We start from the raw sequence: 25,708 nt of genomic DNA, 5'->3' as shown, positions 1-25,708 counted from the left end.
GCAATCATTTCCATCACGCTGGTCGCCCTGATCTGGATCGGCTGGCCCCTCCACAGCATCGCGCGCGACCTCCGCGCCCTGCGCAAACTCGCAAGGAAAGAACCATGACCGTTACCAATTTCAGCCGTCCGTCCGACGAACGCATTCTTGAGTTCTGCCAGTGGCAGAGTGGCCAGCCGAAGTTCACGACCAAGGCGGAGTGGCGCACTAGCGCCGACGCTGCCGGCTTCGCCGATATTGGCGACGCCAGCATGGGCCGCGTCGTCGCGATGTTGCGCGACCTTGCCGCAGCCGAGTTTCACCACGCCAACCTTTTGGCAGCGGAGACCGCCGGGAAGCGAGTGATCGAGATCGACTATGATGAGGACAACCTCGTCCTGACGCCGGGTTACTCCGATCGTTTCGCGACCCTTCGCAAGGGGGCGACGCTCAACGAACTGGCGGCGTCCATGGGAACGCCTGAGGACTGGCTGCACAGCGCAATGGAACACCTCAAGCTTGCTGGATGTGAGCAGCGCGGCGGCCAGATCACCGTCTCTTCGGCGGCGATAGACCTCCTCCTCTACCGGATTGAGCAGCTGGAACACGGCGGCGAACCTTGGAAAGGAAACGCAGCGTGACAGGACGGGACGATTCCGACGCCGCAGTACATCTGATGCAGCAGCTTGCTGAGTTGTTCAGTACCTCCGTCGAGGAACTCCTGCAGGGCAGTGCGGCGCATGCCAAGCAAATGACCGACGTGCCCGACCCGATCGTCCTGGCCGCCGTTGTGAACGGCGGTCTGATCGGCATCCTGACGTATATGGCGAAGCGGTTAAGTGAGGGGCGCATGGATGATCCGCACGGGCATCTGACCCGCCTCTTCCATCTCGCTGGAGCGCAGTGGGAGGAGATGCGCCCTGGTAAAGGCACCGGAAAGGTCACCCTTCAATGACCAACGAAGCTCGCGAAGCCCGTCTCGACGAACTCGCGCGGTCCCTTGCCGACATCGCTTTCGGGATCGTCCCCGACTCGGCTGAAGCGAGCGGGCTGCTCGCCCAGGCCGCCCATATCGTCGCGCTGAAAGACCTGACCCCGATGGAGTTCGCGCGTGCCCAGCTCGAGGCAGCGGAGGATCACTACGCGCGGGTTGCTGCGAGCGAAAAGGATTGCCCCGAATGACCCAGCCGCTCAACTACACCACGAAGGCCATCAAGGATCTGATGAGCTCGCTGGACAGCACCGGCCTGGGACCTGGCGATAGGGCGGGCATATCCTTCATCATCGACCTGCTGCGCCGCGCCGAGGTGTTCGTCATGCCCGACAGCGGTACGCTTCTGGATCGCTCCAAGGTGCGCCCGCAGGTCGCGCCCGAGTGCTTCCATCCTCCCTTCCCCGTCGTGGCGCTTGAATACCGCAGCTTCCAGAACGAATGGTCGCCATCGTCGGTATACGAGGCCACCGCCTCCTCTCGCCGGATTGCGCTGGCGTGGGAGTGGGACGGGAAGATGCCCAGCGGTTTCGCCGATACCGGCGGACCGGCACCAGGCGAAGGCGTGGTGGTGGCGAGCATCTGTTACTTCGACCACGTCAAGATGTGGCTGCCGACCGGCGCGGCAGCGATGATCCCCTATGACGCCGCGTACATCCGTGCGCCAATGAGTGAGCACGGCCGGCAGATGCTGGCCTCAGGCCGGATCAATAACAAGCAGGCGGAAGCTCCGCGGTTGGAGGTGCGCGGTTTGCTGCCCCTCATGCCCGAGGGCATCGCGCGAGGCATCGCCGAGCACGGCGCGAGCACGATGCAGGAGATGCTGGTCGCGGATCTGATGGACGAGTTCAACGCCTACAGCGACCTGTGTGTCGCGCTCGCCTGCACAAACGTATCGACCGAGAAGCGCTCGCAAGGATGGCGTTTAAACAGGGCACGGATCAAGGCCAGCAAGACCCCGCTGAAGGACTTTCATGTCCTCAAGATCGCCGGGCAGGAGGTCGGTGCCGATAGCGCTGAGGGCGGGACCGGACAGCGCTCCCATCTTCGCCGCGGCCATGTTCGGCGTCTCGGGCCTGACCGGATGACGTGGGTAAACGCCTGCATGGTTCGTGGCGCGCGCGAGGGCTTCGTCGACAAGCATTACAAAGTAGTAGGAGGCCACAATGGTTGACCGCAGACGCGACAACCTGCTCCGCTTGGCGGACGTCAAGGCGCGAACTGGCTTGGCGCGAACCACGATCTACAATCGCATGAAGGCGGGCACGTTCCCCCCTTCTCTCCAAATCAGCCCTGGCCTTGTCGCTTGGTATGAAAGCGACATCGACGCTTGGGTATCGGATCCCATGGGGTGGAGGTCGGCCGCGTGATATCCAAGTGGGCGGTTGATTCGCGATTCCCGCGTGCCGCCTTACACTCCACCATTTATGGCCATGGGGTAAAAGTCGGGGTATTGGCATTCGGCAGGATCATAGAAACGGCAGAATTTAGCCATTTTTGCCCTGTCTTGCGGCGGGCACCCTGTCCGCCAAGCACACCTTCATAGCTGGATCGCAGTTGTCGCCTTGGTGACGCTACAGAACGGCTTGTCACCGGGCTCAAGAAGTGGATCCGAAATGGATGACTCCGGCGCGATGCTGCGATAGGCTGCAAAGCCGATCGGTGCAGCTTTGGAGGGCCGCCTGTGGTTCGGCGCAACTTGCGTAGTCTTGCCGTTTTCGTGGTGATGATCGTCGGCGTCCTGGCAGAGCCGGCTTCCGCCAAGGTTTACGTCTCCTTCTATAGCGTCCAGACCTCGTTCACCCGTCTGCGCTCCGTGCACGCCTTCGTCACTCTCAAAGGCACGCTCGATTCGGACGGACGCACTATCGAGGAGAACTATGGGTTTTCTGCGAAGACGAGCGATCCCAGCTTCTTGTTCCGGTCCGTGCCGCAAACGATGCTGATCGAAAAACCAGACTACATCCAGCGGGCGAACTATCACTTCAGTGTGCCGGTCAGTGACGAAACCTATCACAAGATCGTCAAGGAAGTTCAGACCTGGTGGCACGACCCCACGTACCAGTGGAACATCGACAAGCGCAATTGCGTCACCTTTGTCGGGGTCGTGGCGCAGATGTCGGGGCTGAAGGCCGACTTCCCGCCAAAGCTGATGCGCAAGCCCAGGAACTATCTCGATCACATCGCCGAGCTCAATCCTGGCGTGGCCGTGCTGCCCGCGCCATGAGCTGGCCGCCCCGGGCCGGCTTGTCACCGGCCCGAGGCAGCTTTGCAGCGAACGTCTGGTTTCAGGTGGTGGCGGGTTGCGGTCTGTTCGCGATCAGGCTGTCGACCACCGAGGGATCGGCAAGGGTGGACGTGTCCCCCAGGTTCGAGACATCGTTCTCCCCGATCTTGCGCAGGATCCTGCGCATGATCTTGCCGGAACGGGTCTTCGGAAGCGCGGGTGTGAACTGGATGACGTCCGGCGTCGCTATGGGGCCGATCTCATGGCGAACCCAGGCTACAAGCGCCTTGCGCAGGTCCTCATCCGGTTCAACTTCGGCGTTCGTGGTGACGAACGCGTAGATGCCCTGCCCCTTGATGTCATGCGGCATACCCACGACGGCGGCCTCGGCCACCTTGGCATGGGCGACAAGGGCGCTTTCCACTTCGGCAGTGCCGAGGCGGTGACCTGAAACGTTGATGACATCGTCGATCCGACCCGTGATCCAGTAGTAGCCGTCCTCGTCGCGCCGGCATCCATCGCCCGTGAAGTATGCGCCCTTGAATGTGCTGAAGTACGTCTGGAAAAATCGCTCGTGATCGCCCCAGACGGTGCGCATCTGCCCCGGCCAGCTATCCGTGATGACGAGGCAGCCATCGCCGGCCCCGTCGATCTCCCTGCCGTCGCTGTCGAGAAGCCGGGGCTGCACGCCGAACATCGGCCTTGTCGCCGATCCGGGCTTGAGAGCGGTGGCGCCGGGTAGTGGGCTGATCATCACGCCTCCGGTCTCCGTCTGCCACCAGGTATCCACGATCGGGCATCGGCCTTCTCCAACGACCTCGTGATACCAGCCCCATGCCTCGGGGTTGATGGGCTCGCCGACGGAGCCAAGGAGCCGGAGCGACTTGCGGCTCGTCTTGCGCACCCACTCGTCCCCTTCGCGCATGAGCGAACGCAAGGCTGTGGGGGCGGCATAGAATATCTCCACGCCGAACTTGTCCACGATCTGCCAGAAGCGGCTTGGATCGGGGTGGTTCGGCACGCCTTCGAACATCACGGTGGTGGCGCCGTTCATCAGCGGGCCGTAGACCACATAGGAGTGCCCGGTGACCCAGCCCACGTCGGCGGCGCACCAGAAGATCTGGCCCGGCTTATAGTCGAACACGTACTCATGCGTCATCGATGCCCACACCGCATAGCCGCCGGTCGTGTGGAGCACGCCCTTCGGCTTGCCCGTGGAGCCGGAGGTGTAGAGGATGAACAGCGGATCCTCCGCGTTCATCTCTGCAGGCTCGCACTCCGCGCTCTGCCCTTCCGCAGCCGACGCCCAGTCGCAGTCGCGTCCATCCTCCATGTGCACGTCGGCCCCGGTGTGGGCGAGCACGATGACCGTGTCCACGCAGGCGCATTCCTTCAGCGCCTCGTCCACGTTGGTTTTGAGAGGGATCTTCTTGCCCCCGCGCAGGCCCTCATCCGCAGTGAGGACGATGCGGCTGTCGCAGTCGGTGATCCGCCCGGCGAGTGCCTCGGGTGAGAATCCGGCGAAAACGATGGAATGGATCGCACCGATCCTCGCGCAAGCCAGCATGGCGACGGCCGCTTCCGGCACCATGGGCAGGTAGATCGTCACCCGCTCCCCCTTTCGCACGCCCTTGGACTTGAGCAGATTGGCGAAGCGGCAGACCTGTTCGTGAAGTTGGCGGTAGGTGATGCGGCGTTCCGGCGTGCTCGGATCGTCCGCCTCCCAGAGGATGGCGATCTCCTCGCCCCGCGCGGCGAGATGGCGGTCAAGGCAGTTGGCCGAGAGGTTGAGCGTGCCGTCGGTGAACCAAGAGATCCCGAAGTCATCCTCGTGGAAACTGGTCTGCTTGACCACGGTAAAGGGTCGCATCCAGTCCACTCGCTGCGCTTCTTCTCGCCAGAAGGATTCCGGATCGCTGACGGATCGTTCGTACATCTCCCGGTACCGGCCTTCGTCAATGAGGGCGTCGCGGGCCCACTCGGCGCTGACGGGATATACGGCCTCTGCCATGGTCGGTCTCCTCTTCTTGGGGATCACTGCATCGCAGGACCACCGGCATCCATCTTGATTGAAAGATGGCGGTCCTCGTGATCTGGATCAAGGCAGGTTGTTCGGCTCGAGAATAGCCGGACCCGTCGTCTTTCGCGATCATGTGGAAAAGGCGTCGGCCGGGCCGTGCTCGACCATCTGTCCGATCCCGCCGTACTGGGTGGATGCCACAGGGCCACATTGATAGAAAGTCGCGACGATCATGCCGCGATCGCGTTGTGAGGTGAGTGCCGGTTAACGATCCGGTAACCACTCGGAGGGCAATCGTCTCCTCCTCCGAGGAGAGACCATTGTCCATCGACACGATCGTGCCACTTCCTGGTGAGCATCTACCGCGCTCCGCCCGGGTGGGCGTGGACATCCGCTGCGAGGTGCGACAGGGCACGCGCCCCTGGAGGATCGCGCTTCTGGAGGATCTGTCACCGGGTGGCTTTCGCATAGGATGCCTTCTGCAGGCTCGCCAGGAACTGCCGCTGCGCATCCGCATACCCGGACTTCAGCTCCTCAGCGCGCGCATATGCTGGATCCGCAACGGTGCGGTGGGATGCGAATTCGATGCTCCCCTCCACATTGCAGTGTTCGAACATATTGTCCGCGCGGCGGGTTAGCCGAACGCTCTCTAATCCGGCAGCGCACGAAAAAGGGGCAGCCTTGCGACTGCCCCTCTTCCCTAAATATCGCGATGGCCGAGCCTAAATGTGCAGCGCCCGCCCGTATGCCGCGAGCGTTGCCTCGTGCATCGTTTCCGAGATCGTCGGATGCGGGAACACGGTGTTCATCAGCTCGATCTCGGTGGTTTCCAAGGTCTTGCCCACGACGTAACCCTGGATCATCTCGGTCACTTCGGCGCCGATCATGTGCGCGCCCAGCAGTTCGCCGGTCTTCGCGTCAAACACGGTCTTCACGAAGCCTTCCGGCTCGCCAAGCGCGATCGCCTTGCCGTTGCCGATGAACGGGAAGGTTCCGGTCTTGACGTCGTACCCGGCCTCCTTGGCCTTTGCCTCGGTCATGCCCACCGATGCGATCTGCGGGTGGCAGTAAGTGCAGCCCGGGATGTTGTTGCGATCGAGGGGGTGCGGATGGACGTCCTTGTTGCCAAGTTCCTTGGCGATCGTTTCGGCAGTCGTGACGCCTTCGTGGCTTGCCTTGTGCGCCAGCCAGGGGCCCTTCACGCAGTCGCCGATAGCCCACACGCCCGGCACGTTGGTGCGGCCATAGTCGTCCACCTTGACGAAGAACTTCTCGTCCGGCTCGATCTTGAGTTCTTCCAGGCCGATATTCTCGACGTTGGGGACAATGCCGATGGCGACGATGACGTGGCTGAATTCCTGCGTCTCTTCCTTGCCGCCCTTGGGAGTGATCTTGACGGTGACCCCCTTGTCGGAAGCCTTGACGTCGCTTGCCTTGGCACCGGTGAGGATTTTCATGCCCTGCTTCGTCAGCGCCTTTTCAAGGAACGCGGAGACGTCCTTGTCCTCGACCGGAACGATGCGGTCCATCATCTCCACGACTGTTACGTCGACGCCCATGTCGTTGTAGAAGCTTGCGAACTCGATGCCGATGGCGCCCGAGCCCAGAACCAGGAGCTTGCTGGGCATTTCCTTGGGCGTCATCGCATGACGGTAGGTCCAGATGCGGTTGCCGTCCGACTTGGCGCCTGGGAGCTCGCGGGCGCGTGCACCCGTGGCGATGATGATGTGCTTGGCGGAAAGCGTCTCCGTGCCCTTCTCGCCGGCCACTTCTAGCTTGCCGGGGGCGACGAGCTTGCCGGTGCCCATGTGAACGGTGATCTTGTTCTTCTTCATCAGGTGCGTCACGCCCTGATTGAGCTGCTTGGCCACCCCGCGCGAACGCTTCACGATCGCGTCGAGATCGGCGGTGATGTTGTCCGCCGCCAGACCATAGTCCTTGGCATGCTTCATGTGGTGGAGCACCTCGGCCGAGCGCAGGAGCGCCTTGGTCGGGATGCAGCCCCAATTGAGGCAGATGCCACCGAGCAGTTCGCGCTCGACGATGGCGGTCTTCAGGCCAAGCTGCGCGCTGCGGATCGCCGCGACGTAGCCGCCGGGGCCGGAACCGAGAACGATGACGTCATAAGTATCAGCCACTGAATCAACTCTCCTGTTCGATTGCGCGGGGCTTGCCCGCATCGTCGATCGCCACGAAGGTGAAGACCGCCTCGGTCACTTTCACCTGATCTTCCGCAAAGCGGTCACGCCGGAAGGCCTCGATGCGGATCACCATCGAGGTGCGGCCGACCTTGAGCAACTCGCCGTAGACGCTGACTTCGTCGCCAACCTTCACCGGCTTGTGGAACTTCATGCCGTCGAGGGCGATGGTCACCGCCCGGCCGCGCGAATGCCGCGCGGCGATGAGGCCGGCGCCCTGGTCCATGTGGCTCAGCAGCCAGCCGCCGAAGATGTCGCCATAGGCATTCGCATCCGCCGGCATGGCGGTGACCCGGATGACGGGTTCATAATCCTGTATCATTCTATTCAACTTGCAATCTCTGCCACGGCGCGCCGGGGGCGGTCGTTCTCGTCGAGAGTGACGAAGGTGAACGTCCCTGCTGCGACTTCCACCTGCGCCTCGCTCGCCCGTGCACGACCGAAGCCCCGCGTTGCCACCGTAAGCGAGGTGCGGCCGACGCGGGCGATCTGCGCATAGACGTTAAGCTCGTCGCCAACGACCATGACACCGGGGAAAGTGAAGTCGGTCGCGCCGACGACAACGGCCTTGTGGCCGGTGCGGCGGGTTACCAGAGAGGCGGCGCCAAGTGCGAGCTGGCTCATCAACCAGCCACCGAAGACGCCGCCATAGGGATTGAGGTCGGTTGGCATCGCGGTGACGCGGATGACCAGATCACCGGCCTCGGGATCCATCTCAGGCGACCATGCCGAGCGGGTTCTCGACGTACTCGCGGAACGCGGCCATCAGGCGTGCGCCGTCGGCGCCGTCAACGGCACGGTGATCGAAGCTGCCGGTCGCGGTCATGATCGTCGCTACTCCCAGCTGCCCGTCTGGCATGACCCACGGACGCTTGTCGCCTGCACCAATGGCGAGGATGGTCGACTGGGGCGGGTTGATCACGGCGGTGAACTGCTTGATGCTCATCATGCCCATGTTGGAGATCGAGGCGGTGCCGCCCTGGTATTCCTCCGGCTTGAGCTTGCCTTCCTTGGCGCGCTTCCCAAGATCCTTGGTGGCCTTGGCGATCGCCGAGAACGACTTGCCGTTGGCGTCTTGGACGATCGGGGTGATGAGGCCGTTCGGGATCGATACCGCGACGGAGACGTCGGCGCGCGAATACCTGATCAGTTCGCTTCCGGCGAATGTCACGTTGCATTCCGGCACATCTACCAGAGCAAGGCCAAGCGCCTTGATCAGCATGTCGTTGACCGAAACCTTGACGCCCTGCTTCTCGAGAGCCGCATTGAGTTCGGCACGCATCGCCATCAGCTTGTCGAGGCGCACGTCCACGGTGAGATAGATGTGGGGCGCTTCCTGCATCGACTGCGTGAGGCGGCGCGCGATGGTCTTGCGCATGCCCGAAAGCTTGTCGACCGTGTGCGGGATGCGATCGTCGAGGAGAGCACGGGTTTCCGCGGCCATCTCCACCGTCTCGGGCTTGGCTGCCGACACTGCGCCGTCCGCAGTGGCTGCAGGTGCCGCCGCCTTCGCCTTGGCGGTGCCGGGCTGCGCGGCTTCCACGTCCGCCTTGACGATGCGTCCGTTCGGGCCGGTGCCCGTCAGGCCTTCAAGATCGACACCCTTGGTGGACGCGATGCGCCGGGCCAGCGGAGAGGCGACGACGCGGCCTTCCTGCTGCGCTACCTTAGCCTTGGGTTCGGCCGCCGGAGCAGGAGCAGGCGCAGAAGCCGGCGCTTCGGCCTTGGCCTCTGCCTTGGGCGTGTCCTGAGCCGCAGGCTTGGCGGGAGCTTCTTCTGCCTTGGGCGAAGCTTCTATCGAAGAGGCGTCTTCATCCTCGCCTGCAAGGATGGCGATTACCGTTCCCACCTTCACACCCTCGGTTCCTTCGGGAACGGTGATCTTGCCGATCGTCCCTTCGTCGACCGCTTCGAACTCCATGGTCGCCTTGTCTGTCTCGATCTCGGCCATGATGTCGCCGGACGAGACGGTGTCGCCTTCCTTGACCAGCCATTTGGCCAGCTTGCCCTCTTCCATCGTGGGGGACAGGGCGGGCATCTTGATCTCGATGGGCATGGAAACTATCGCGTTCCTTGTTGTCCGGGGGAGGTCGGAAAAGATATTTGGCCCTTCCTTGGACAAGTTGACGCTTGCGCACAAGCGCCTCGCAGTTTCTTTTTTCGCAACGGTAGTGGCTTGCGCCGCAGCTTTCGCGTATCGATAAGCCCGACGGAGAGGAACGGCCAATGCGCGTCTACCTGGTAATTGTCGACGAAAGCGACGAAGCGCTGATCGCGCTTCAGTTCGCGGCGCGCCGCGCGGCCAAGACAGAGGGAGCGTTGCACCTTCTCGCGCTCGTTCCGCCTCAACCGTTCAACGCCTTTGCCGGCGTGCAGGCCACGATTGAGGAAGAGGCGCGCGCGAGAGCCGAAACCCTCGTGACGGCGGCCGCAGGCAATCTCCTGTCTCAAGGAGCGAAGATGCCGGTCATCTCCGTGCGCGTGGGCGAAGACATCAAGGTGGTGCGCAAGTACCTCGAGGAGCATCCCGAAGTCTCGGCGCTGGTTCTCGGCGCGGCACGCGAAGGCGGCCCCGGACCCTTGGTTGCGCACTTCACCGGCGCCGGCATGGCCCACATGACCTGCCCCGTCTTCGTCGTGCCGGGCGGGCTCGATGCGGAAGCGATCGAACGGCTGAGCTAGCCTTCGCGGCAGCTCCGAAGTCTATCGCTTACCCTTGCCCTTGTGGCGGATGTTCGCCGGTCGACCCCGCTTGCCGACAAGATGATCGCCGCGCTTGCCAAGAGCCTGCCGCGGTCGCCCTCGCGGCTCGATCCGGCCGGCGCCTTCCTCCAGCTCGAACTTGAGCGCGCCCGTCAGTGGGTTCGCCTCCGCAAGCCGGAGCCGGAGAACTTGGCCGACGGCATAGGTCGTACCGGTCTGCTCGCCCACCAGCACTCTGGCGCGCTCGTCGTAGCCGAAACGCTCGTCTCCAAGGGTGGAGACCGGCACCAGCCCGTCGCCCCCCAGGCTGACGATGGTCGCGAAGAAGCCGAACTTCTGCACGCCGGTGATGCGGCAGTCGAACACCTCTCCCACCCGGCTTGCCAGCCACGCTGCAACATAACGATCAATCGTCTCGCGCTCGGCTTCCATCGCCCGCCGCTCGGAACCGCTGATCGCCTCGCTTATGCGACCAAGGTCCTCGCGATCACGTTCGGACAGGCCCGACGACGCGGGGATGGCACCCTTTGGTTTCGGCTGTTCGAGGCCGTATGCGTCGACCAGCGCGCGGTGAACCAGAAGGTCGGCATAGCGCCGGATCGGCGAGGTGAAATGAGCGTAAGACCCGAGCGCCAGGCCGAAGTGTCCTGCATTGGTGGGTCCATAGTAGGCCTGCGTCTGGCTTCGCAGGACCGCTTCCATTATCAGCGCCTTCTCGGTTTCATCCGCTATGTCCTTGAGCATGCGGTTGAACAGGCCCGGCGTGATCACCTGGCCGAGTGCAAGCTTCTTCCCGAACGTCGCGAGGTAGTCCTTGAGAGCGATCAGCTTCTCTCGGCTCGGCGTTTCGTGCACACGGTACACGACGGGTGCGACTTTCGCCTCGAGTGCGCGTGCTGCGGCGACGTTGGCGGCGATCATGAAATCCTCGACCACGCGATGGGCATCGAGCCGTTCCCGGATAGCGATCTCGGTAATCCGTCCCTGCTCGTCGAGCTTGACCCGGCGCTCCGGAAGCTCAAGCTCCAGCGGATCGCGCGCGTTGCGGGCGGCCGCGAGCGCACGCCAGGCCGCCCAGAGGTTCAAGAGATGCTGTTCTGCGCGATCCTCGTCCACGCGCGCCTGCGCCTCTTCGTAGGCGATGACTTCGTGGATGCGCACGAGAGCCCGGGTGAACCGCCATTCGGTCACCCGGCCCTGCGCATCGATCTTCATGTGGCATGCCATCGCCGCACGGTCCTCGCCCGAACGAAGCGAGCAGACATCGGCGCTGAGGACTTCAGGCAGCATGGGCACGACCCGGTCGGGGAAGTAGACCGAGTTCCCGCGCCGTCTGGCTTCGCGGTCGATCGTGCCACCCGGGCGCACGTAGAAGGAGACGTCGGCGATGGCGACAAGGGCGTCGAAGCCTCCCTCCTCGTCAGGCTGTGCCCAGATCGCGTCGTCATGATCCCGGGCATCGGAAGGATCGATCGCAACGATTGGAAGATGGCGCAGGTCCTCCCGGTGCTCAGCGCTCAGCGGCAGCTTTGCCGCAAGCTGCGCCTCGTCCAGCGTATCCTGCGAGAAGTGGTTCGGGATCCCGTGCTTGTGGATGGCGATGAGGCTGAACGCCCGCGGCGCAAGCGGCTCGCCCAGAACTTCGGTGACCTTGACCGACGGACGGGCGGAGCGCCCGATCGGCTCGCCCAGCACAAGCTCGCCCGCCTTGGAGCCGTTGAGGTCGGAGATGGGCGAGGAACTGCGGATGCGCTTGTCCACCGGAGCGAGCCAGGGCTTGCCTGCCTCGTCCATCTCCACCACGCCGAGGATCTGCTCGGAGCGCAGTTCCAGCTTCTTCATCGGATAGGCGCGCCATCCGCTTTCGCTCTCTTCCGTGCGCGAGAGGACGCGGTCCCCTTTCCGCAGCGCAGACCCACGCTGGCCCTTCTCGATCAGGCGGATGCGCGGCGGCGGGGTCGCGTCGTCCGGCTGCCAGGTATCGGGGACGGCGATGGCCTCGCCCTCGTCCACATCGACGACGCGCAGAACGGTGACGCGCGGCAATCCGCCCATCTTGTGAAAGGCTGTCCGCTTGCCGTCGATCAGCCCTTCCTCGGCCATGTCCTTGAGCAAGGCCTTGAGCTGGATCTTCTCATTGCCCTTCAGGCCGAACTCGCGGGAAATCTCCCGCTTGCCGACCGGTTCGGACGCGCTCTGGATGAAGTCGAGGATCTGCTTGCGCGTGGGCAAGCCGGGGGCGGGCCGGTTCTTGTTAGCCATGCTTTCCGGCATGGGGCGGCAGAGCCGGTTTTACAATACGTTTGCGCTCAATCTTCCCCCGCAATCGGGGCAAACGCGCCTCCGGGAACGGCAGATGCGATCGGACTGGATGCGCCGGAAGCCTCGGCGCTGACGCCGATCAGCCAGTCGTCGCCCCGCAGTCCGTCAAGGCGGACGGAAGTTTCGGGCGTCGTCTCGATCGGCTGCGTCTCCCACGCCGCCGCGTCGGTACGCCGCTTCCACACCCGGTACCGCGTGGCACCTGCGACCGGCTTCCAGCTGACATCAGTCCAGGTCTTTACGGCCGAGTCGGCAGTGGGCGTCGGTGGCAAGGGTGCGCGGGCGAGCGACGACAACGCCGCTATGTTCAGACGCGTCACTTTCGCCAGATAAGGGAAGTCCATGAAATCGATGGTGTCGCCATAGACGATGCCATCGGCGGTTCGCAGGTCCTGGTGCTGCTGCTCGTAGTTCTCGACCGCGACCGAGAAGCGGATGGCGGGATAGCCGAGATCCGCAAAGGGGATGTGGTCACCGCCGCGGCCAGTGCGGTCGCTTCGCCAGACCTGCCGGACGGCAAGGCCGGGTTGGACGTCTGTCGCAAGCCCTGCGATGTAGCGGGAGAGATTGCGGCTGGGGCTGTCGTTCTCGCCGCCGAAAGACCGCTGCCGGGCACGAAGCGCATCCGTCGCATCCGCTCGGGGCCCTTCGGAAAAGACGCGGACATGGGTGTCGTCAACCAGGCCGTCCGGCCCGCGCGAGTTGCCGACAATGTCGTTGTTCAGCACCGCTTTAACCACCCAGCCCTGCCTGGCTGCATGGTCGGCGAGCAGTTTTCCACCGTAGAGGCCCTGCTCTTCGCCGGACACGATCGCGTAGACGATCGTCGTCGGGAACTTCTGCCGGGAAAGGACGCGGGCCGCCTCCAGAACCAGCGCTACGCCGGAGCCGTCGTCGTTCGCGCCGGGAGCATCGCTGGTCGCGTCCATGACGTCGCTCACCCGGCTGTCGATATGGGCTTCGACGATCACCACTTCATTCGGCCGCTCGGTACCGCGCTGGACCGCCACGACATCGACGATCCTGGCGGGCTGCGGAATGCGCTTGCCCGTCACCTTCGTCTCGGGAGTGGAAATCTCCAGGCACCCGCCGCAGGCTCTCGACGTTTTTTCGAACTCCTGCCGTGCCCAGGCACGCGCCGCCCCGATGCCGCGCTTAGGATCGGTGGCGGAGGACAGCGTGTGACGGGTGCCGAACGACACGAGACGCGCAACGTCGGCGCGCAGTCGTTCCTGCGACACTTCTCCGGGTGGCGGCGCAGCACTCGCGCCGGTTGCGAGGAAAAGGGCGAGGCAGGTAGTGGAAAGGCGCATCATCAAGCCTTTGTGCAGTCCCGGCGCGGGGCGTGGCAAGCCCTCAGTACGAACGAGCGATGTAAATCCTCTCCACCGCCGGGCGGCCGGTGAAGATGCAGGTTCCCTGCGCCTCTTCGCCTTCGAGCGGAGTGTTGCGCATGGTCAGCTTGAGGGTCTTGAGCTTCTGGACGACTGCCTCGAGTTCGTCTCCGGTCGGGCGCGCCCACTCGACTGCGACCCAGCCCGGGTAGCGCTTGTCTTCGGAGAAGAACACCGCAAGCTCCTCGAAGCTGGATGCGGAAGAAATGTTGGCGTCGCGGCGCGCCTGTGCCTCTGCATGGAGCGAGGCCTGGAAATCCTCGATTTCTCCGGCAGCCCGCGCGACGAAATCCTCTTTCGACATCGCCACGAAGTTAGCCTTGGCGGCATCGTTCCACAGCCGGTCACGGCGCAGCATCGAGACTTGCCCGGCAGCAGCATCGCGCCCACCGATCTCGAGGATGAGGGGAACACCCTTCTTGACCCATGCCCAACGCTTCTGCGTAGCCTTGCCGGGGCGCTTGTCCAGCAGCACCCGCACGGGCTCGCCCAGCGCTGAAAGCTGGGTCAGCGATCGACGCAGTTCCTCGCAATACGCCAGCAGCGCGTCGTCTTCGGGGGTCTCACGCAGCATCGGCAGGATGACGATCTGATGCGGCGCCACGCGGGGCGGCACGCGCAAGCCATCATCGTCGCCGTGGACCATGATGAGCCCGCCAATCATGCGGGTAGAAGTGCCCCAGCTGGTGGTGTGGGCGTACTGCTGCGTGCCTTCGCGGTCCTGGAAGGTGATGCCGGCGGCGTGGGCAAAGCCGGTGCCGAGGTAGTGGGAGGTTCCGGCCTGAAGCGCCTTGCCGTCCTGCATCATCGCTTCGATCGAGTACGTGGCGACGGCGCCCGGAAAGCGTTCGTTCTCAGGCTTTTCCCCCGCGATGACGGGCATCGCAAGCTCGTCTTCCGCGAAATCGCGGTACATTTCGAGCGCGCGCAGCGTTTCTGTCACGGCATCCTCACGGTTGGCGTGGGCGGTGTGGCCCTCCTGCCAGAGGAACTCGCTGGTTCGCAGGAACATGCGGGTACGCATCTCCCAACGAACGACGTTGGCCCATTGGTTGACCATGAGCGGCAGGTCGCGCCACGATTGCACCCAACGCGCCATGGCCTGCCCGATCACCGTTTCCGATGTGGGCCGCACGATAAGAGGCTCTTCAAGCTTCGCTTCGGGATCGGGCACCAGGCTGCCCTTGCCATCACCAATCAGCCGGTGGTGAGTGACGACCGCCATTTCCTTGGCGAAACCTTCGACGTGCTCCGCTTCTTTTGCGAAATAGGAAAGCGGGATGAACAGCGGAAAATAGCAGTTCTGGATGCCGGCCGCCTTGATGCGGTCATCCATCAGGCGCTGGATACGCTCCCACACGCCGTAGCCCCACGGCTTGATGACCATGCAGCCACGAACGCCCGATTCCTCCGCCATCTCGGCTTCGGAAATGACCTCCTGGTACCACTGCGCGAAGTCGTCCTCGCGCTTGGTGGAGAGGGCGTGGCGGATGGCGGGCGTCTGACCGGTCTTCTGATTCATGGCGGTGCTGTTAGCCGCACTCGAGCGAAGGTTCAAACGCTGGAATAAGGTGCCGTCTATCCCTTCAGAGGAGGTGCAGAAGGTCCTCGGGGAAAAAGGGCTCCTGCAATGCAGCAAGCGCGTCACGATCAAACCAGCGCCAGCTGCGCATCACGGCGCGCTCCAGTTCGGTGTGGCCGCTCGGATCGATCCCTTCCGGATCGGCGCCCGATGGAAGGCCGACACGGAAGTAGCGCTCATCCGCCACCACCGGAACGCCTTCGATGGTGATGAACTCCGCCACTTTGCGTGCCACCTGCTGTCCCGGATTGGCGATGATGCCGGTCTCCTCCTGCAACTCGCGACGGGCCGCCTCTTCGTAGCTCTCGCCGGGTTCAAGCGCTCCGCCGGGGGTGCACCAGAATGGCGGGCGGTCTGCGGGATCGAACCGGAAGAGGAGCACCCGGCCAGCATCATCCGTCAGGATGATCCGAGCGGCCGGGCGCGGGATGCGCGGCGTCATGAGGGCGGCTTCAGCGGCTCTTACTTGCCAAGCGCATCGAGGCGCTTCTGTATGTCCGCCATTTGATGGCGCAATGCAGAGAGGTCTCCGGCATCGACCGGCGCGGGAGGCGCCTTCGTCTCAGGCTTCTCGGCACCCGGCATGAATGCGGCGGATGCGGCGCGGAACATGGCCATGTTCTGCTCTGCCAGCTTGGCGAGCGGATTGTTGCCAAGGCTGTCCTCGAACGCCTTGGCCAGCTTCGACTGGTTGGCCCGGAAGTTTTCCATCGAGGCTTCGAGATAGTGCGGGATCAGCGACTGCATGGAATTGCCATACATACTGATGAGCTCTCGCAGGAAGTTCACCGGCAGCATCTGCTCGCCGTTGGATTCTTCCTCCATGATGATCTGGGTCAGGATCGTATGGGTGATGTCGGCGCCCGTCTTCGCATCGAGAACCTTGTAGTCCACCCCCTCGCGAGTCATCTTGGAAAGATGATCGAGAGTGATGTAGCTCGACGACCGGGTGTTGTAGAGCCGCCTGTTGGCGTACTTCTTGATTATGACGGTATTGCCGTCAGGTGACGCGGCTTCAGGCATGTCCAATCCCCAATCCTGCTGATGGTTGAGTTACCATTCGATAATATCGCATTGCAACACAATTTGCTGCGCAGCAAAAGAGGGGCGGGTCAAAATTCGAAGAACTTCTCGGCCTTACCGGCCGAACCGGCGGGACAGCAACGTCAGCAGTTCGTATTGGGAAAGGCCGGTGGCAGCAGAGCTTTCGGGCAAGGCGTAATCGGCAGAGACCCAGTCCCCTTCCCGCAAGTGCGGAGCGGCGGACAGGTCGATAACGGTCAGGTCCATGCTCACCCTGCCGAGCACCGGAAGTGCAGCCCCGCTCGCGCAAAAGCCTCCCTTGCCAGACCAGCAACGCAGGTAGCCATCGGCGTAGCCGATCGCGATCGTCCCGAGCCGCATCGGCGACGGCGCGGTGAAAGTGGCATTATAGCCGATCGTTTCGCCGGCGGCGATGTCCCGCACCTGGAGGATCACGGCCTCGGGCGTGACGACTTGCCGCAGCAACGAGGCCATTTCCGGCCGGGGTACGCCGCCATAGAGCGCAATACCTGGCCGCGTCAGATCGCCATGGAAAGCCTCTCCAAGGGCGATCCCTGCGCTGTTGGCCAGGCTGGCGCGTGCATGCCGCACCTGCGCCCGTGCGTCCTGCCAACGGCTTCGTTGACGCTCGTTGAGATCGGTATCCTCTTCGGCGGAGACTAGGTGCGAGAGCAGCAGGTCCACTTCCAGCGCCTCGATCAGCGGATCGCCCAGATCATCCAGCGAGACGCCGAGCCGGTTCATCCCGGTGTCCACCATCAGGTCGCAAGGACCTCCACCGGCATCGATCCACAAGCGCGCCTGCGCAAGCGAGTTTACTACAGGCTTGACCCCAGTCGCGCGGGCAAACGTTGCATCGCCTGCCGTCACCGGACCGTGGAGCACCGAGATGCCGGCTTTACCCGCGCCCTCGAGCGCAGCGGGAACTTCCGACCAGTGCGCGACGAAAAAGTCCCTGCAGCCCGCTGACAGCAGGGCGGGCACGACTTTCGCCGCTCCCACGCCATAGGCATCCGCCTTCACCGCTGCTCCTGCCCGGGCCGAACCGGACAGGCGATCCAGCGCGCGCCAGTTGGAAACAAGTGCGTCAGCATCGAAACGGAGCCGAAGCGCCGGCGGGGGAACGTCAGGAACCATTATCACCATAGTCGCGGGAAGCAGGAGAGAGCTGCCCGGCGCCATAGACCTATCGAGGAGAGAAGAGCAACTTGTGGGCCGGCATCAGGCATTCAGTGCGCTGCATGCGGCATCCCAGGGCAGCAGCACAGCGGCGTGTCGGGCCGGGTATTCCCGCGCGGCAGCGATCACACCGAGGCCTGGCCAATCGGGAAGAGCGCTTTCATGTCGCAGCCAACCGACGATGGCCTCGCGGGTCTGCCGGATGCGGACGGCATCGGCTCCTTTAGCACCGGCAGCGAAAATCGCGGCGGATGCCTGGCCGATCGCGCAGGCCTGGCTTCGTACTCCGACGCTTTCGACAGATCCGTTCTCGGCCACTGAAAGACCAAGAACGATCGTGCTGCCGCAACTCTTCGAGCGTGCTTCTCCGTGCTCCGGAAGGTCGTCCGTCAGTGGATGGCGAGCGAGTTCGATCGCAAGGGCGAGAACTTCCGGGGTGTAGAGTACGGCCGACATGGCTCAGGACCCCTCACCCGGTTCCTCGACGGCGGCGCTGGCTGCCTCACGACGGCGCTCGGCGATCAGTTCAACCAGAGCTTCGCTGCTTGCATTGATAAACGGATAGGTTCGGGCCTGCGTGATCCACTCCGGCCTTCCCCCGACGCCCCAGATCGTATCGTAACCGAGAACAAGCACCGAGAACCCCATCACGATGATGATGACGCCCTTCACTGCGCCAAAACCGAACCCCAGCACGCGGTCTATGGGCCCCAGCACGGAGGCGCGGCTTTTCGAGCCCGCCCACTTGGCGACGATCTTCACGGCCACGAAAGGCACTCCGAGACACAGTGCGAACGCCAGAACCGCAGCGCCCGAACCGGAACCGATGTGGGGTTCAAGCCATGCAGTTACCGGCGTATGTAGCACCCGGATTGCAAAGACGGCGAATACCCACGCGGCCAGCGCCAGGATCTCGTGCACGAAGCCGCGCATGAAGCCGATGATTGCGCCGGTTCCCACCACGAGCAGGACGGCGATGTCGAAGCCAGTCATAGCCTAGCGGATTAGGCATCGGACAGGATATGGTCAACGAGGTTGGGCAGCATCGTCAATCCGGTGAAGCGTAGCCCCTTCTCGGCAGGTGGCCCACCCGCTGGCCCGAAAGCTCCGTTGAAACCCAGCTTCGCCGACTCGCGCTGCCTGATCGAGCCATGGGCCACCGGCCGGATCTCGCCGGCGAGGGAAACTTCGCCGAACCACACCGAATCGGTACCTAGCGGCTTGTCACCGAGTGCCGAGACGAGCGCCGCTGCAACCGCAAGGTCGGCGGCCGGATCGCTCAGCCGGTAGCCGCCCGCGACGTTGAGGTAGACCTCGCAAGCCGAGAAGTTCAACCCGCATCGGGCCTCCAGCACGGCCAGAAGCATTGCCATGCGACCCGAATCCCATCCCACAACTGCTCGCCGAGGCGTGGCACCGCTCTGAAGGCGGACGATCAGGGCCTGGATCTCCACCAGCACGGGACGCGTGCCCTCCATCGCCGGGAAGACGGCACTTCCCGCCATCGGTTCTTCGCGCCCGGAAAGGAACAGCATCGAAGGATTGCCAACCTCCGCCAACCCTGCCCCCTCCATCGCGAACACACCGATTTCATCGACAGGGCCGAAGCGGTTCTTGAGGCTTCGCAGGATACGATACTGGTGACTGCGCTCCCCCTCAAACGCCATCACCACATCGACCATATGCTCGAGAACACGCGGACCCGCGATCGTACCATCCTTCGTGACGTGCCCGACGAGCACGAGCGTGACGTTGTTCTCCTTGGCGTACCGGATCAGCTCGAAGGCGCAGCCACGCACCTGGCTGACCGTGCCGGGGGCGCCCTCGATCTGGTCGGAATGCATGGTCTGGATCGAATCGATCACCAGCAATGCAGGCGGGTCCATCATGCCAAGCGTGGTCAGGATGTCGCGCACCGAAGTTGCCGCCGCAAGCTGGATGGGAGCCTTGGACAGGCCGAGCCGTTCCGCGCGGAGCCGCACCTGCCCAGCCGCTTCCTCTCCGCTCACGTAAACCGACAATCCTCCCGAGTTGGCGATGTGAGCCGAGACCTGCAGAAGCAGGGTGGACTTGCCGATGCCGGGGTCTCCTCCCATCAGGATCGCAGAGCCGGGCACGAACCCGCCGCCAAGCGCCCGGTCGAATTCGGAAATGCCGCTGACGCGCCGCTTCGGGATCTCTCCGGGTTGATCCAGCGGAGTGAAGTGGATGGGGCGACCGCCGCTCGACAGGTCGTGCTTGGCCGAGAACACTGTCTGCGGCACGTCCTCCGCCAGGGTATTCCACTCCCCGCAGTCGGGGCACTGGCCTTGCCAGCGCGTGGAGACGCCCCCGCAGGCCTGACACACATATCGACGTTTCGGCTTTGCCATGCCGTCTGATTAGCTGGAACGGAATGAGAACGCAATTGTCCTCGTCGTATTCGTTCGCAGGCCATTGCCATCCCAGCTGCACTGGGCCAACCATGCAGGAATGCAGCACAAAGAACTGCGGATCGCGCTTGTTTGCTACGGAGGCGTCAGCCTCGCCGTATACATGCACGGGGTCACCAAGGAGCTGTGGCGAGCGCTGCAGGCCAGTCGCGCGTTCAGTTCGGGCGAAAGCCCTGCGGAAGGCACGGCCAAGGTCTACGTCGATCTGCTGCGACGGCTGAAAAGCGTGGGCAATGTTCGCCTCAGGGTCCTCACCGACATCGTGGCGGGCGCCAGCGCGGGAGGCATCAACTCGATCTTCCTCGCTCAGGCCATTCACTCCGGCCAGTCCCTCGATCCTCTGACAGACCTGTGGTTGGAAACTGCCGACATCGATTCGCTGCTTGCGCCCGAGGCGCGGCCCGGTTCCCGTGCAGCTAAGTTCTGGGCGAGCCCTCTGGTCAATTACCTGCTGCACCGTCGTGGGAATGCGGTGAGCGCAACAGTGGCTCCCGAGACCCGCGCGGAAGTTCGCGAGAAGCTCTCCCGCCTGATCCGATCGCGCTGGTTTGAACCGCCCTTCAGCGGTATCGGCCTCTCGCGGCTTCTTCACCGCGCCCTGACCACGATGGCCGAGGCGCCCGCCGGTATGCCCCTGCTGCCGGCGGGGCACCCGCTGGACCTTTTCGTTACGGCCACCGACTTCAAGGGACATCTCGAGACGCTGCGGCTTCACTCACCCGAAGTCGTGCTGGAAAGCGAGCACCGGCTGACCTTCGGATTTCATGGAGTGGCTGGCCGGGAAGGCGGTGAAGGTCTGGCGCCGATCCCGGAACTGGTGATGGCCGCGCGAGCATCGGCCAGCTTTCCCGGAGCATTCCCGCCGCTCCGTGTCGCTGAGATCGACCGGTTGGTCGATGAAGAGGGCGCCGCGTGGCCGACCCGCGACTCCTTTCTGGCTCGCACGATGCCGAGGCATGCAGCGCAGGGAGACCTCGATGCCGTATCGCTCATCGACGGTTCGGTATTGGTCAACGCACCCTTCGCGGATGCTATGGCAGTGCTGAAAGGACGGCCCGCAAGCCGCGAGATCGACCGACGATTTGTGTACATCGACCCGACTCCCGATCGTCTGGGCGCTGAGATGCGCCGGGATCCGCAGCTACCCGGTTTCTTCTCCGTGATCTTCGGAGCACTCTCATCCATCCCGCGCGAACAGCCGATCCGCGACAATCTCGAGGCGCTGGCCGAGCAGTCGCGGGAAATGGCGACGCTGCGAGAGATCGTCCTGGCCATGCGGCCCCAGATCGAGGAAGCCGTGGAGAAGCTGTTCGGTCACACGCTGTTCCTCGACCGGCCCACGCCCCGGCGCCTCGCCGCATGGCGGTCGCGAGCACAGGTCGCGGCTTTCGAGCAGGCAGGGTATGCCTATCACGGCTATGCGCAGGTGAAGTTCACTGGCATCCTGGCAACACTGTCGCGTCTGGTGATGGAGGCGGCTCCTGAGGCGGATTTCTCTTCCGAAAGCGTGCACGCGACGCTTGTGGCGCATCTCGCTGAGCATGGGATCGACCGGCGGGCGGGGCTCCAGGACGCGCGATCGGCGACGATGATCGGGTTCTTCCGCGCCCACGATCTTGCCTTCCGCGTAAGGCGGCTTCGGCTGCTGGCGCGGCGGGTCACGCAGGAATGGGTCGAGGAAGCCGGCGTCACCGAACAAGACCGGGATGCTGCTCGTACGGCGATCTACGATGCACTTGGTTATTACCTTGCCTGCGAGCCGCTGACCGCGCTTGGGGAAGAATTCAGCGAGCTGGCGTACAAGTTCCTCAGCGACCCGGGCGCGGTGCTGACCCATGTCGAAGGAAAGCGCCGCCTGGAAGAAACCGATGCGAAAGTGGACGCACTCCTGGCAGGAGCTCTCTCGGCGATGCCGCAGGCGCTGAGGCGGCGGGTGCTTCTCGCCTACCTGGGCTTCCCCTTCTACGACACGGTCACGCTCCCGCTCCTGCGCGGGGAGGGCCTCAATGAATTCGATCCGGTACGTGTAGACCGGATCTCGCCCGAAGACTGCCGCGGGATCCGCGAGGGGGGAACGGGTGGCACTTTGCGAGGAACCGAGTTCTACAACTTCGGCGCATTCTTCAGCCGTGCCTATCGCGAGAACGACTATCTTTGGGGACGCCTGCATGGAGCAGAGAGGGTCATGGACATGATCGTCTCGACTCTCGCGCCCGAGCACGCGATGTCACAAGCCGAGCTCCTCGGCTTCAAGCGTCGAGCGTTCCTCGCGATCCTTGACGAGGAAAAATGACGGCTGAGATCGGATCCGGAACTGGTTTCCCACATCCGCAAGGAAGTGCTCACCCGCCGCTCCGCGCCGGAACCTGCCACGGAGGCGCTGGTGTAGCCGAGGAGGTCCACCATCACGGGACGCGCAGAGATATCGCTCTCCGCTGAAGGACAAGGCCGCTCGGCGCAAAGGCGAAACCGAGCGGCCCGGCGCGGCCTTAATCCTTCAGGTCCTTCCACGCGTCCTTCAGACGGTCGAAGAAACCCTTCGAGCCCGGACACTCGTCACCCGTCTCGGTGGCCTGCAGTTCGCGCAGCAGGTCCTTCTGACGCGCCGTGAGCTTGGTGGGGGTTTCGACCGAAATCTCGATGACGAGATCGCCCCGCCCGCGGCCTTGGAGGACGGGCATGCCGGCCCCGCGCTTGCGCAACTGCTTGCCGGACTGAATACCGACCGGGATCTCAACGGTGATCGCTTCGCCGTCGATGCCCGGTATTTCGATGGAACCTCCGAGCGCCGCCGTGGTGAACGTGATCGGGACGCGCGTGAGAAGCGTGGTGCCTTCGCGCTCGAACACACGGTTCGGCTTGACGTGCAGGAAGATGTAGAGGTCGCCCGGGGGCGCTCCGAAAGGTCCGGCCTCGCCTTTTCCGGAAAGGCGGATGCGGGTGCCCGAATCTACGCCCGGGGGAATGTCGACCTGCAGCGTCTGCGGTTGGTCCACCCTGCCCTCACCGCCACAGGAGCGGCAGGGCTTCTCGATCACCTCGCCCCGGCCATGGCAGGTGGGGCAGGTGCGCTCAACCACGAAGAAGCCCTGCTGCGCCCGAACCTTTCCGTGACCGCCGCACATGTTGCAGCCGCGCTTGCCGGTGCCCGCCTCCGCACCGCTACCATGGCACGGCTCGCAGGCCTGCGAGACTTCGATGGTGATCTCGGTCTGCTTGCCGCGGAACGCCTCGTCGAGCGTGACCTCCATATCGTAGCGAAGATCGGCGCCGCGACGCTGCTGCTGCCGCCCCCCACCGCCAAAGGCACTGCCGAAGATCGATTCGAAGATGTCGCCGATGTCGCCAAAGTCGCCGTTCTGGCCACCGCCACCGCCCATGCCTTGCTGGAAGGCAGCATGGCCGTAGCGATCGTAAGCCGCGCGCTTTTGCGGATCCTTGAGGCAGTCGTAGGCCTCGCTGATCTGCTTGAAGCGCGCTTCCGATTCGTGACACCCCGGATTCTTGTCGGGATGGTAGCGCATGGCAAGGCGGCGATAGGCTGACTTCAGCGTCTTGTCGTCTGCAGTGCGCTCGCACTCAAGCAGTTCGTAATAGTCGATTTCAGTAGCTGACACGTGCTTCTTCCCCGGGGGAATACGCTAACCGCCACCGGCGCGGATTGCACCGATGGCGGCCAGGGTTTCGTCAGGACTCGTCAGCCCTTGTTTTCGTCGACTTCCGAGAACTCGGCGTCGACCACGTCGTCGTCACCGGCCGAGGCCGCGTTCGGAGCCGCAGCCGAGGCCTGCTCCTTCTCGTAGATCGCCTGCCCCATCTTCATCGCAACCTGGGTCAGTTCCTGAGCCTTGGCGTTGATGTCGGCGGCATCGCCGCCCTCGAGTGCCGTCTTGGTCGCGGCGATCGCGGCCTCGACTTCGCTCTTGAGCGAAGCATCGATCTTGTCGCCGTTCTCGGCGATCTGCTGCTCCGTCGCGTGGACGAGGCTGTCCGCCTGATTGCGGGCCTCGGCCGACTCGCGGCGCTTCTTGTCCTCTTCGGCGAACTTCTCGGCATCACGAACCATCTGGTCGATGTCCGAGTCCGAAAGGCCGCCGGACGCCTGGATGCGGATCTGCTGCTCCTTGCCGGTGCCCTTGTCCTTCGCGGAGACGTTCACCAGCCCGTTGGCGTCGATGTCGAAAGTGACTTCGATCTGCGGAACGCCGCGGCGCGCCGGAGGGATGCCGATGAGGTCGAACTGGCCAAGCAGCTTGTTGTCCTGCGCCATTTCGCGCTCGCCCTGGAACACGCGGATCGTCACCGCCTGCTGGTTGTCCTCGGCGGTCGAGTAGACCTGGCTCTTCTTGGTCGGGATCGTCGTATTGCGGTCGATCATCTTGGTCATGATGCCGCCCAGCGTCTCGATGCCCAGCGACAGCGGGGTCACGTCGAGCAGCAGCACGTCCTTGACGTCGCCCTGGAGGACGCCGGCCTGGATTGCGGCACCCATGGCGACAACTTCGTCAGGGTTCACGCCGGTGTGCGGTTCCTTGCCGAAGAAGTCCTTCACGACTTCGCGCACCTTGGGCATGCGGGTCATGCCGCCCACGAGCACGACGTCGTCGATGTCCTTCGCAGTCAGACCGGCATCGGCCAGCGCCCTGCGGCAGGGCTCGAGCGTACGCTGGATGAGGTCTGCGACCATGCGCTCCAGGTCCGAGCGGGTGACCGTCTCGACGAGGTGCAGCGGGGTCGTCGCGCCGCCTTCCATGCGCGCGGTGATGAAGGGCAGGTTGATCTCGGTCGTCGCGGTGGACGACAGTTCGATCTTCGCCTTCTCGGCCGCTTCCTTCAGGCGCTGCAGAGCGAGCTTGTCGGTCCGCAGGTCCATGTTCTCCTTGGCCTTGAACTTGTCCGCCAGCCACTCGACCAGCTTCGAGTCGAAGTCTTCGCCGCCAAGGAAGGTGTCGCCGTTGGTCGACTTCACTTCGAACACGCCGTCACCGATCTCGAGGACCGAGACGTCGAAGGTGCCGCCACCAAGGTCGTAGACGGCGATGGTCTTGCCGTCCTGCTTGTCGAGACCATAGGCCAGCGCGGCAGCGGTCGGCTCGTTGATGATGCGCAGCACTTCAAGGCCGGCGATCTGGCCCGCGTCCTTGGTGGCCTGACGCTGCGCGTCGTTGAAGTAGGCAGGGACGGTGATGACGGCCTGAGTGACCGTTTCGCCGAGATACGATTCTGCGGTTTCCTTCATCTTCTGCAGGATGAAGGCCGAGATCTGCGAGGGGCTGTAGTCTTCGCCGCCGGCATTTACCCATGCGTCGCCGTTCTTGCCCTTGACGATGGTGTAGGGGACCAGCTCGGTGTCCTTCTTGGTCACCGGGTCGTCGAAGCGGCGGCCGATGAGGCGCTTCACCGCGAAGATCGTGTTGTCGCCGTTGGTAACGGCCTGGCGCTTTGCAGGCTGCCCGATCAGGCGCTCACCATCCTTGGTGAATGCGACGATCGAGGGCGTGGTGCGCGCGCCTTCGGAATTCTCGATGACCTTGGGCTTGCCGCCATCCATGACCGCGATGCAGCTGTTGGTGGTGCCAAGGTCGATACCAATTACTTTTGCCATTGTCCCCATTCCTCACGTCAGTGGTTGACACC

General features: G+C 63.8%; 25 protein-coding genes. 9 read left to right on the top strand and 16 right to left on the bottom strand.

The window, feature by feature from the left end; genetic code table 11:
- The first annotated feature begins 104 nt into the window (after positions 1-104).
- From GR702_RS09065 to GR702_RS09040, 6 genes are all read left to right on the top strand, one after another.
- Positions 105-620, top strand: coding sequence for a hypothetical protein (locus tag GR702_RS09065; protein ID WP_160985568.1), 516 nt, complete (start codon positions 105-107; stop codon positions 618-620).
- Positions 617-934 carry a hypothetical protein gene (locus tag GR702_RS09060; RefSeq protein ID WP_160985567.1) on the top strand — a complete coding sequence of 106 codons (318 nt, stop codon included), beginning with the start codon at positions 617-619 and terminating at the stop codon, positions 932-934. Before GR702_RS09065 ends, GR702_RS09060 begins: the two co-directional genes overlap by 4 nt.
- Complete coding sequence (locus GR702_RS09055) at positions 931-1,161, top strand: hypothetical protein (protein WP_160985566.1); 231 nt, start codon at positions 931-933, stop codon at positions 1,159-1,161. The genes GR702_RS09060 and GR702_RS09055 overlap by 4 nt, the downstream gene beginning before the upstream one ends.
- Positions 1,158-2,144 (top strand): hypothetical protein, encoded by a 987-nt coding sequence (locus GR702_RS09050; protein WP_160985565.1) that lies wholly within the window; start codon positions 1,158-1,160, stop codon positions 2,142-2,144. The genes GR702_RS09055 and GR702_RS09050 overlap by 4 nt, the downstream gene beginning before the upstream one ends.
- Positions 2,137-2,340 (top strand): helix-turn-helix transcriptional regulator, encoded by a 204-nt coding sequence (locus tag GR702_RS09045; protein ID WP_160985564.1) that lies wholly within the window; start codon positions 2,137-2,139, stop codon positions 2,338-2,340. Before GR702_RS09050 ends, GR702_RS09045 begins: the two co-directional genes overlap by 8 nt.
- A gap of 314 nt (positions 2,341-2,654) precedes the next feature.
- Entirely contained in the window at positions 2,655-3,197 is a 543-nt protein-coding gene (locus GR702_RS09040) for a hypothetical protein (RefSeq protein ID WP_160985563.1), read from the top strand.
- 61 nt (positions 3,198-3,258) lie between these two features.
- Here GR702_RS09040 and acs read toward each other — a convergent pair whose 3' ends face one another.
- Complete coding sequence (gene acs / locus GR702_RS09035; protein ID WP_160985562.1) at positions 3,259-5,208, bottom strand: acetate--CoA ligase; 1,950 nt, start codon at positions 5,206-5,208, stop codon at positions 3,259-3,261.
- A gap of 329 nt (positions 5,209-5,537) precedes the next feature.
- On the opposite strand from acs, the gene GR702_RS09030 reads away from it, so the two are divergent.
- Positions 5,538-5,855 (top strand): PilZ domain-containing protein, encoded by a 318-nt coding sequence (locus tag GR702_RS09030; protein ID WP_202408162.1) that lies wholly within the window; start codon positions 5,538-5,540, stop codon positions 5,853-5,855.
- 84 nt (positions 5,856-5,939) lie between these two features.
- Here the strand turns inward: GR702_RS09030 and lpdA are convergent, their stop codons facing one another.
- Genes lpdA through GR702_RS09010 form a run of 4 tightly spaced genes read right to left on the bottom strand, consistent with a single transcriptional unit; the run spans position 5,940 to position 9,471 of the window.
- The gene (gene lpdA, locus GR702_RS09025) at positions 5,940-7,355 is read right to left on the bottom strand and encodes a dihydrolipoyl dehydrogenase (protein ID WP_160985561.1); all 1,416 of its coding nucleotides are present in this window, start codon (positions 7,353-7,355) and stop codon (positions 5,940-5,942) included.
- Between the two features lie 4 nt (positions 7,356-7,359).
- Positions 7,360-7,737 carry an acyl-CoA thioesterase gene (locus GR702_RS09020; RefSeq protein ID WP_160985560.1) on the bottom strand — a complete coding sequence of 126 codons (378 nt, stop codon included), beginning with the start codon at positions 7,735-7,737 and terminating at the stop codon, positions 7,360-7,362.
- 5 nt (positions 7,738-7,742) lie between these two features.
- Positions 7,743-8,129 (bottom strand): acyl-CoA thioesterase, encoded by a 387-nt coding sequence (locus tag GR702_RS09015; RefSeq protein WP_160985559.1) that lies wholly within the window; start codon positions 8,127-8,129, stop codon positions 7,743-7,745.
- A gap of 1 nt (position 8,130) precedes the next feature.
- Positions 8,131-9,471, bottom strand: coding sequence for a pyruvate dehydrogenase complex dihydrolipoamide acetyltransferase (locus GR702_RS09010; RefSeq protein WP_160985558.1), 1,341 nt, complete (start codon positions 9,469-9,471; stop codon positions 8,131-8,133).
- 170 nt (positions 9,472-9,641) lie between these two features.
- On the opposite strand from GR702_RS09010, the gene GR702_RS09005 reads away from it, so the two are divergent.
- Positions 9,642-10,097: a universal stress protein gene (locus GR702_RS09005; protein WP_160985557.1), complete on the top strand. Its 456-nt coding sequence runs from the start codon at positions 9,642-9,644 to the stop codon at positions 10,095-10,097.
- Between the two features lie 21 nt (positions 10,098-10,118).
- Here the strand turns inward: GR702_RS09005 and rnr are convergent, their stop codons facing one another.
- The 9 genes from rnr to radA form a co-directional block, all read right to left on the bottom strand.
- On the bottom strand, positions 10,119-12,380 hold the full coding sequence (gene rnr, locus GR702_RS09000) for a ribonuclease R (protein ID WP_202408160.1): 2,262 nt from the start codon (positions 12,378-12,380) through the stop codon (positions 10,119-10,121).
- A 47-nt stretch (positions 12,381-12,427) separates the two neighbouring features.
- Positions 12,428-13,756, bottom strand: coding sequence for a M28 family metallopeptidase (locus tag GR702_RS08995; protein ID WP_202408159.1), 1,329 nt, complete (start codon positions 13,754-13,756; stop codon positions 12,428-12,430).
- Between the two features lie 40 nt (positions 13,757-13,796).
- Entirely contained in the window at positions 13,797-15,356 is a 1,560-nt protein-coding gene (gene proS / locus GR702_RS08990) for a proline--tRNA ligase (protein ID WP_160985554.1), read from the bottom strand.
- A gap of 64 nt (positions 15,357-15,420) precedes the next feature.
- The gene (locus GR702_RS08985; RefSeq protein WP_160985553.1) at positions 15,421-15,858 is read right to left on the bottom strand and encodes an NUDIX hydrolase; all 438 of its coding nucleotides are present in this window, start codon (positions 15,856-15,858) and stop codon (positions 15,421-15,423) included.
- Between the two features lie 20 nt (positions 15,859-15,878).
- Positions 15,879-16,439, bottom strand: a complete 561-nt coding sequence (phaR, locus tag GR702_RS08980) for a polyhydroxyalkanoate synthesis repressor PhaR (protein WP_160985552.1) — start codon at positions 16,437-16,439, stop codon at positions 15,879-15,881.
- 114 nt (positions 16,440-16,553) lie between these two features.
- On the bottom strand, positions 16,554-17,597 hold the full coding sequence (alr, locus tag GR702_RS08975; RefSeq protein WP_160985551.1) for an alanine racemase: 1,044 nt from the start codon (positions 17,595-17,597) through the stop codon (positions 16,554-16,556).
- 84 nt (positions 17,598-17,681) lie between these two features.
- Positions 17,682-18,095, bottom strand: coding sequence for an iron-sulfur cluster assembly scaffold protein (locus tag GR702_RS08970; RefSeq protein WP_160985550.1), 414 nt, complete (start codon positions 18,093-18,095; stop codon positions 17,682-17,684).
- 3 nt (positions 18,096-18,098) lie between these two features.
- Positions 18,099-18,632, bottom strand: a complete 534-nt coding sequence (locus GR702_RS08965) for a CvpA family protein (protein ID WP_160985549.1) — start codon at positions 18,630-18,632, stop codon at positions 18,099-18,101.
- A gap of 11 nt (positions 18,633-18,643) precedes the next feature.
- Positions 18,644-20,011 (bottom strand): DNA repair protein RadA, encoded by a 1,368-nt coding sequence (radA, locus tag GR702_RS08960; RefSeq protein WP_160985548.1) that lies wholly within the window; start codon positions 20,009-20,011, stop codon positions 18,644-18,646.
- A gap of 100 nt (positions 20,012-20,111) precedes the next feature.
- On the opposite strand from radA, the gene GR702_RS08955 reads away from it, so the two are divergent.
- Entirely contained in the window at positions 20,112-22,364 is a 2,253-nt protein-coding gene (locus GR702_RS08955; RefSeq protein WP_160985547.1) for a patatin-like protein, read from the top strand.
- A 196-nt stretch (positions 22,365-22,560) separates the two neighbouring features.
- Here GR702_RS08955 and dnaJ read toward each other — a convergent pair whose 3' ends face one another.
- A complete protein-coding gene (gene dnaJ / locus GR702_RS08950) occupies positions 22,561-23,688 on the bottom strand; it encodes a molecular chaperone DnaJ (protein WP_160985546.1) in 1,128 nt (375 codons plus the stop codon).
- Between the two features lie 80 nt (positions 23,689-23,768).
- Positions 23,769-25,676, bottom strand: coding sequence for a molecular chaperone DnaK (dnaK, locus tag GR702_RS08945; protein ID WP_160985545.1), 1,908 nt, complete (start codon positions 25,674-25,676; stop codon positions 23,769-23,771).
- Between the last annotated feature and the right edge of the window lie 32 nt (positions 25,677-25,708).

Source organism: Novosphingobium silvae, assembly GCF_009856825.1.
GTDB classification, from domain to species: Bacteria; Pseudomonadota; Alphaproteobacteria; order Sphingomonadales; family Sphingomonadaceae; genus Novosphingobium; species Novosphingobium silvae.
This window is presented reverse-complemented; position numbering and strand designations above follow the sequence as displayed.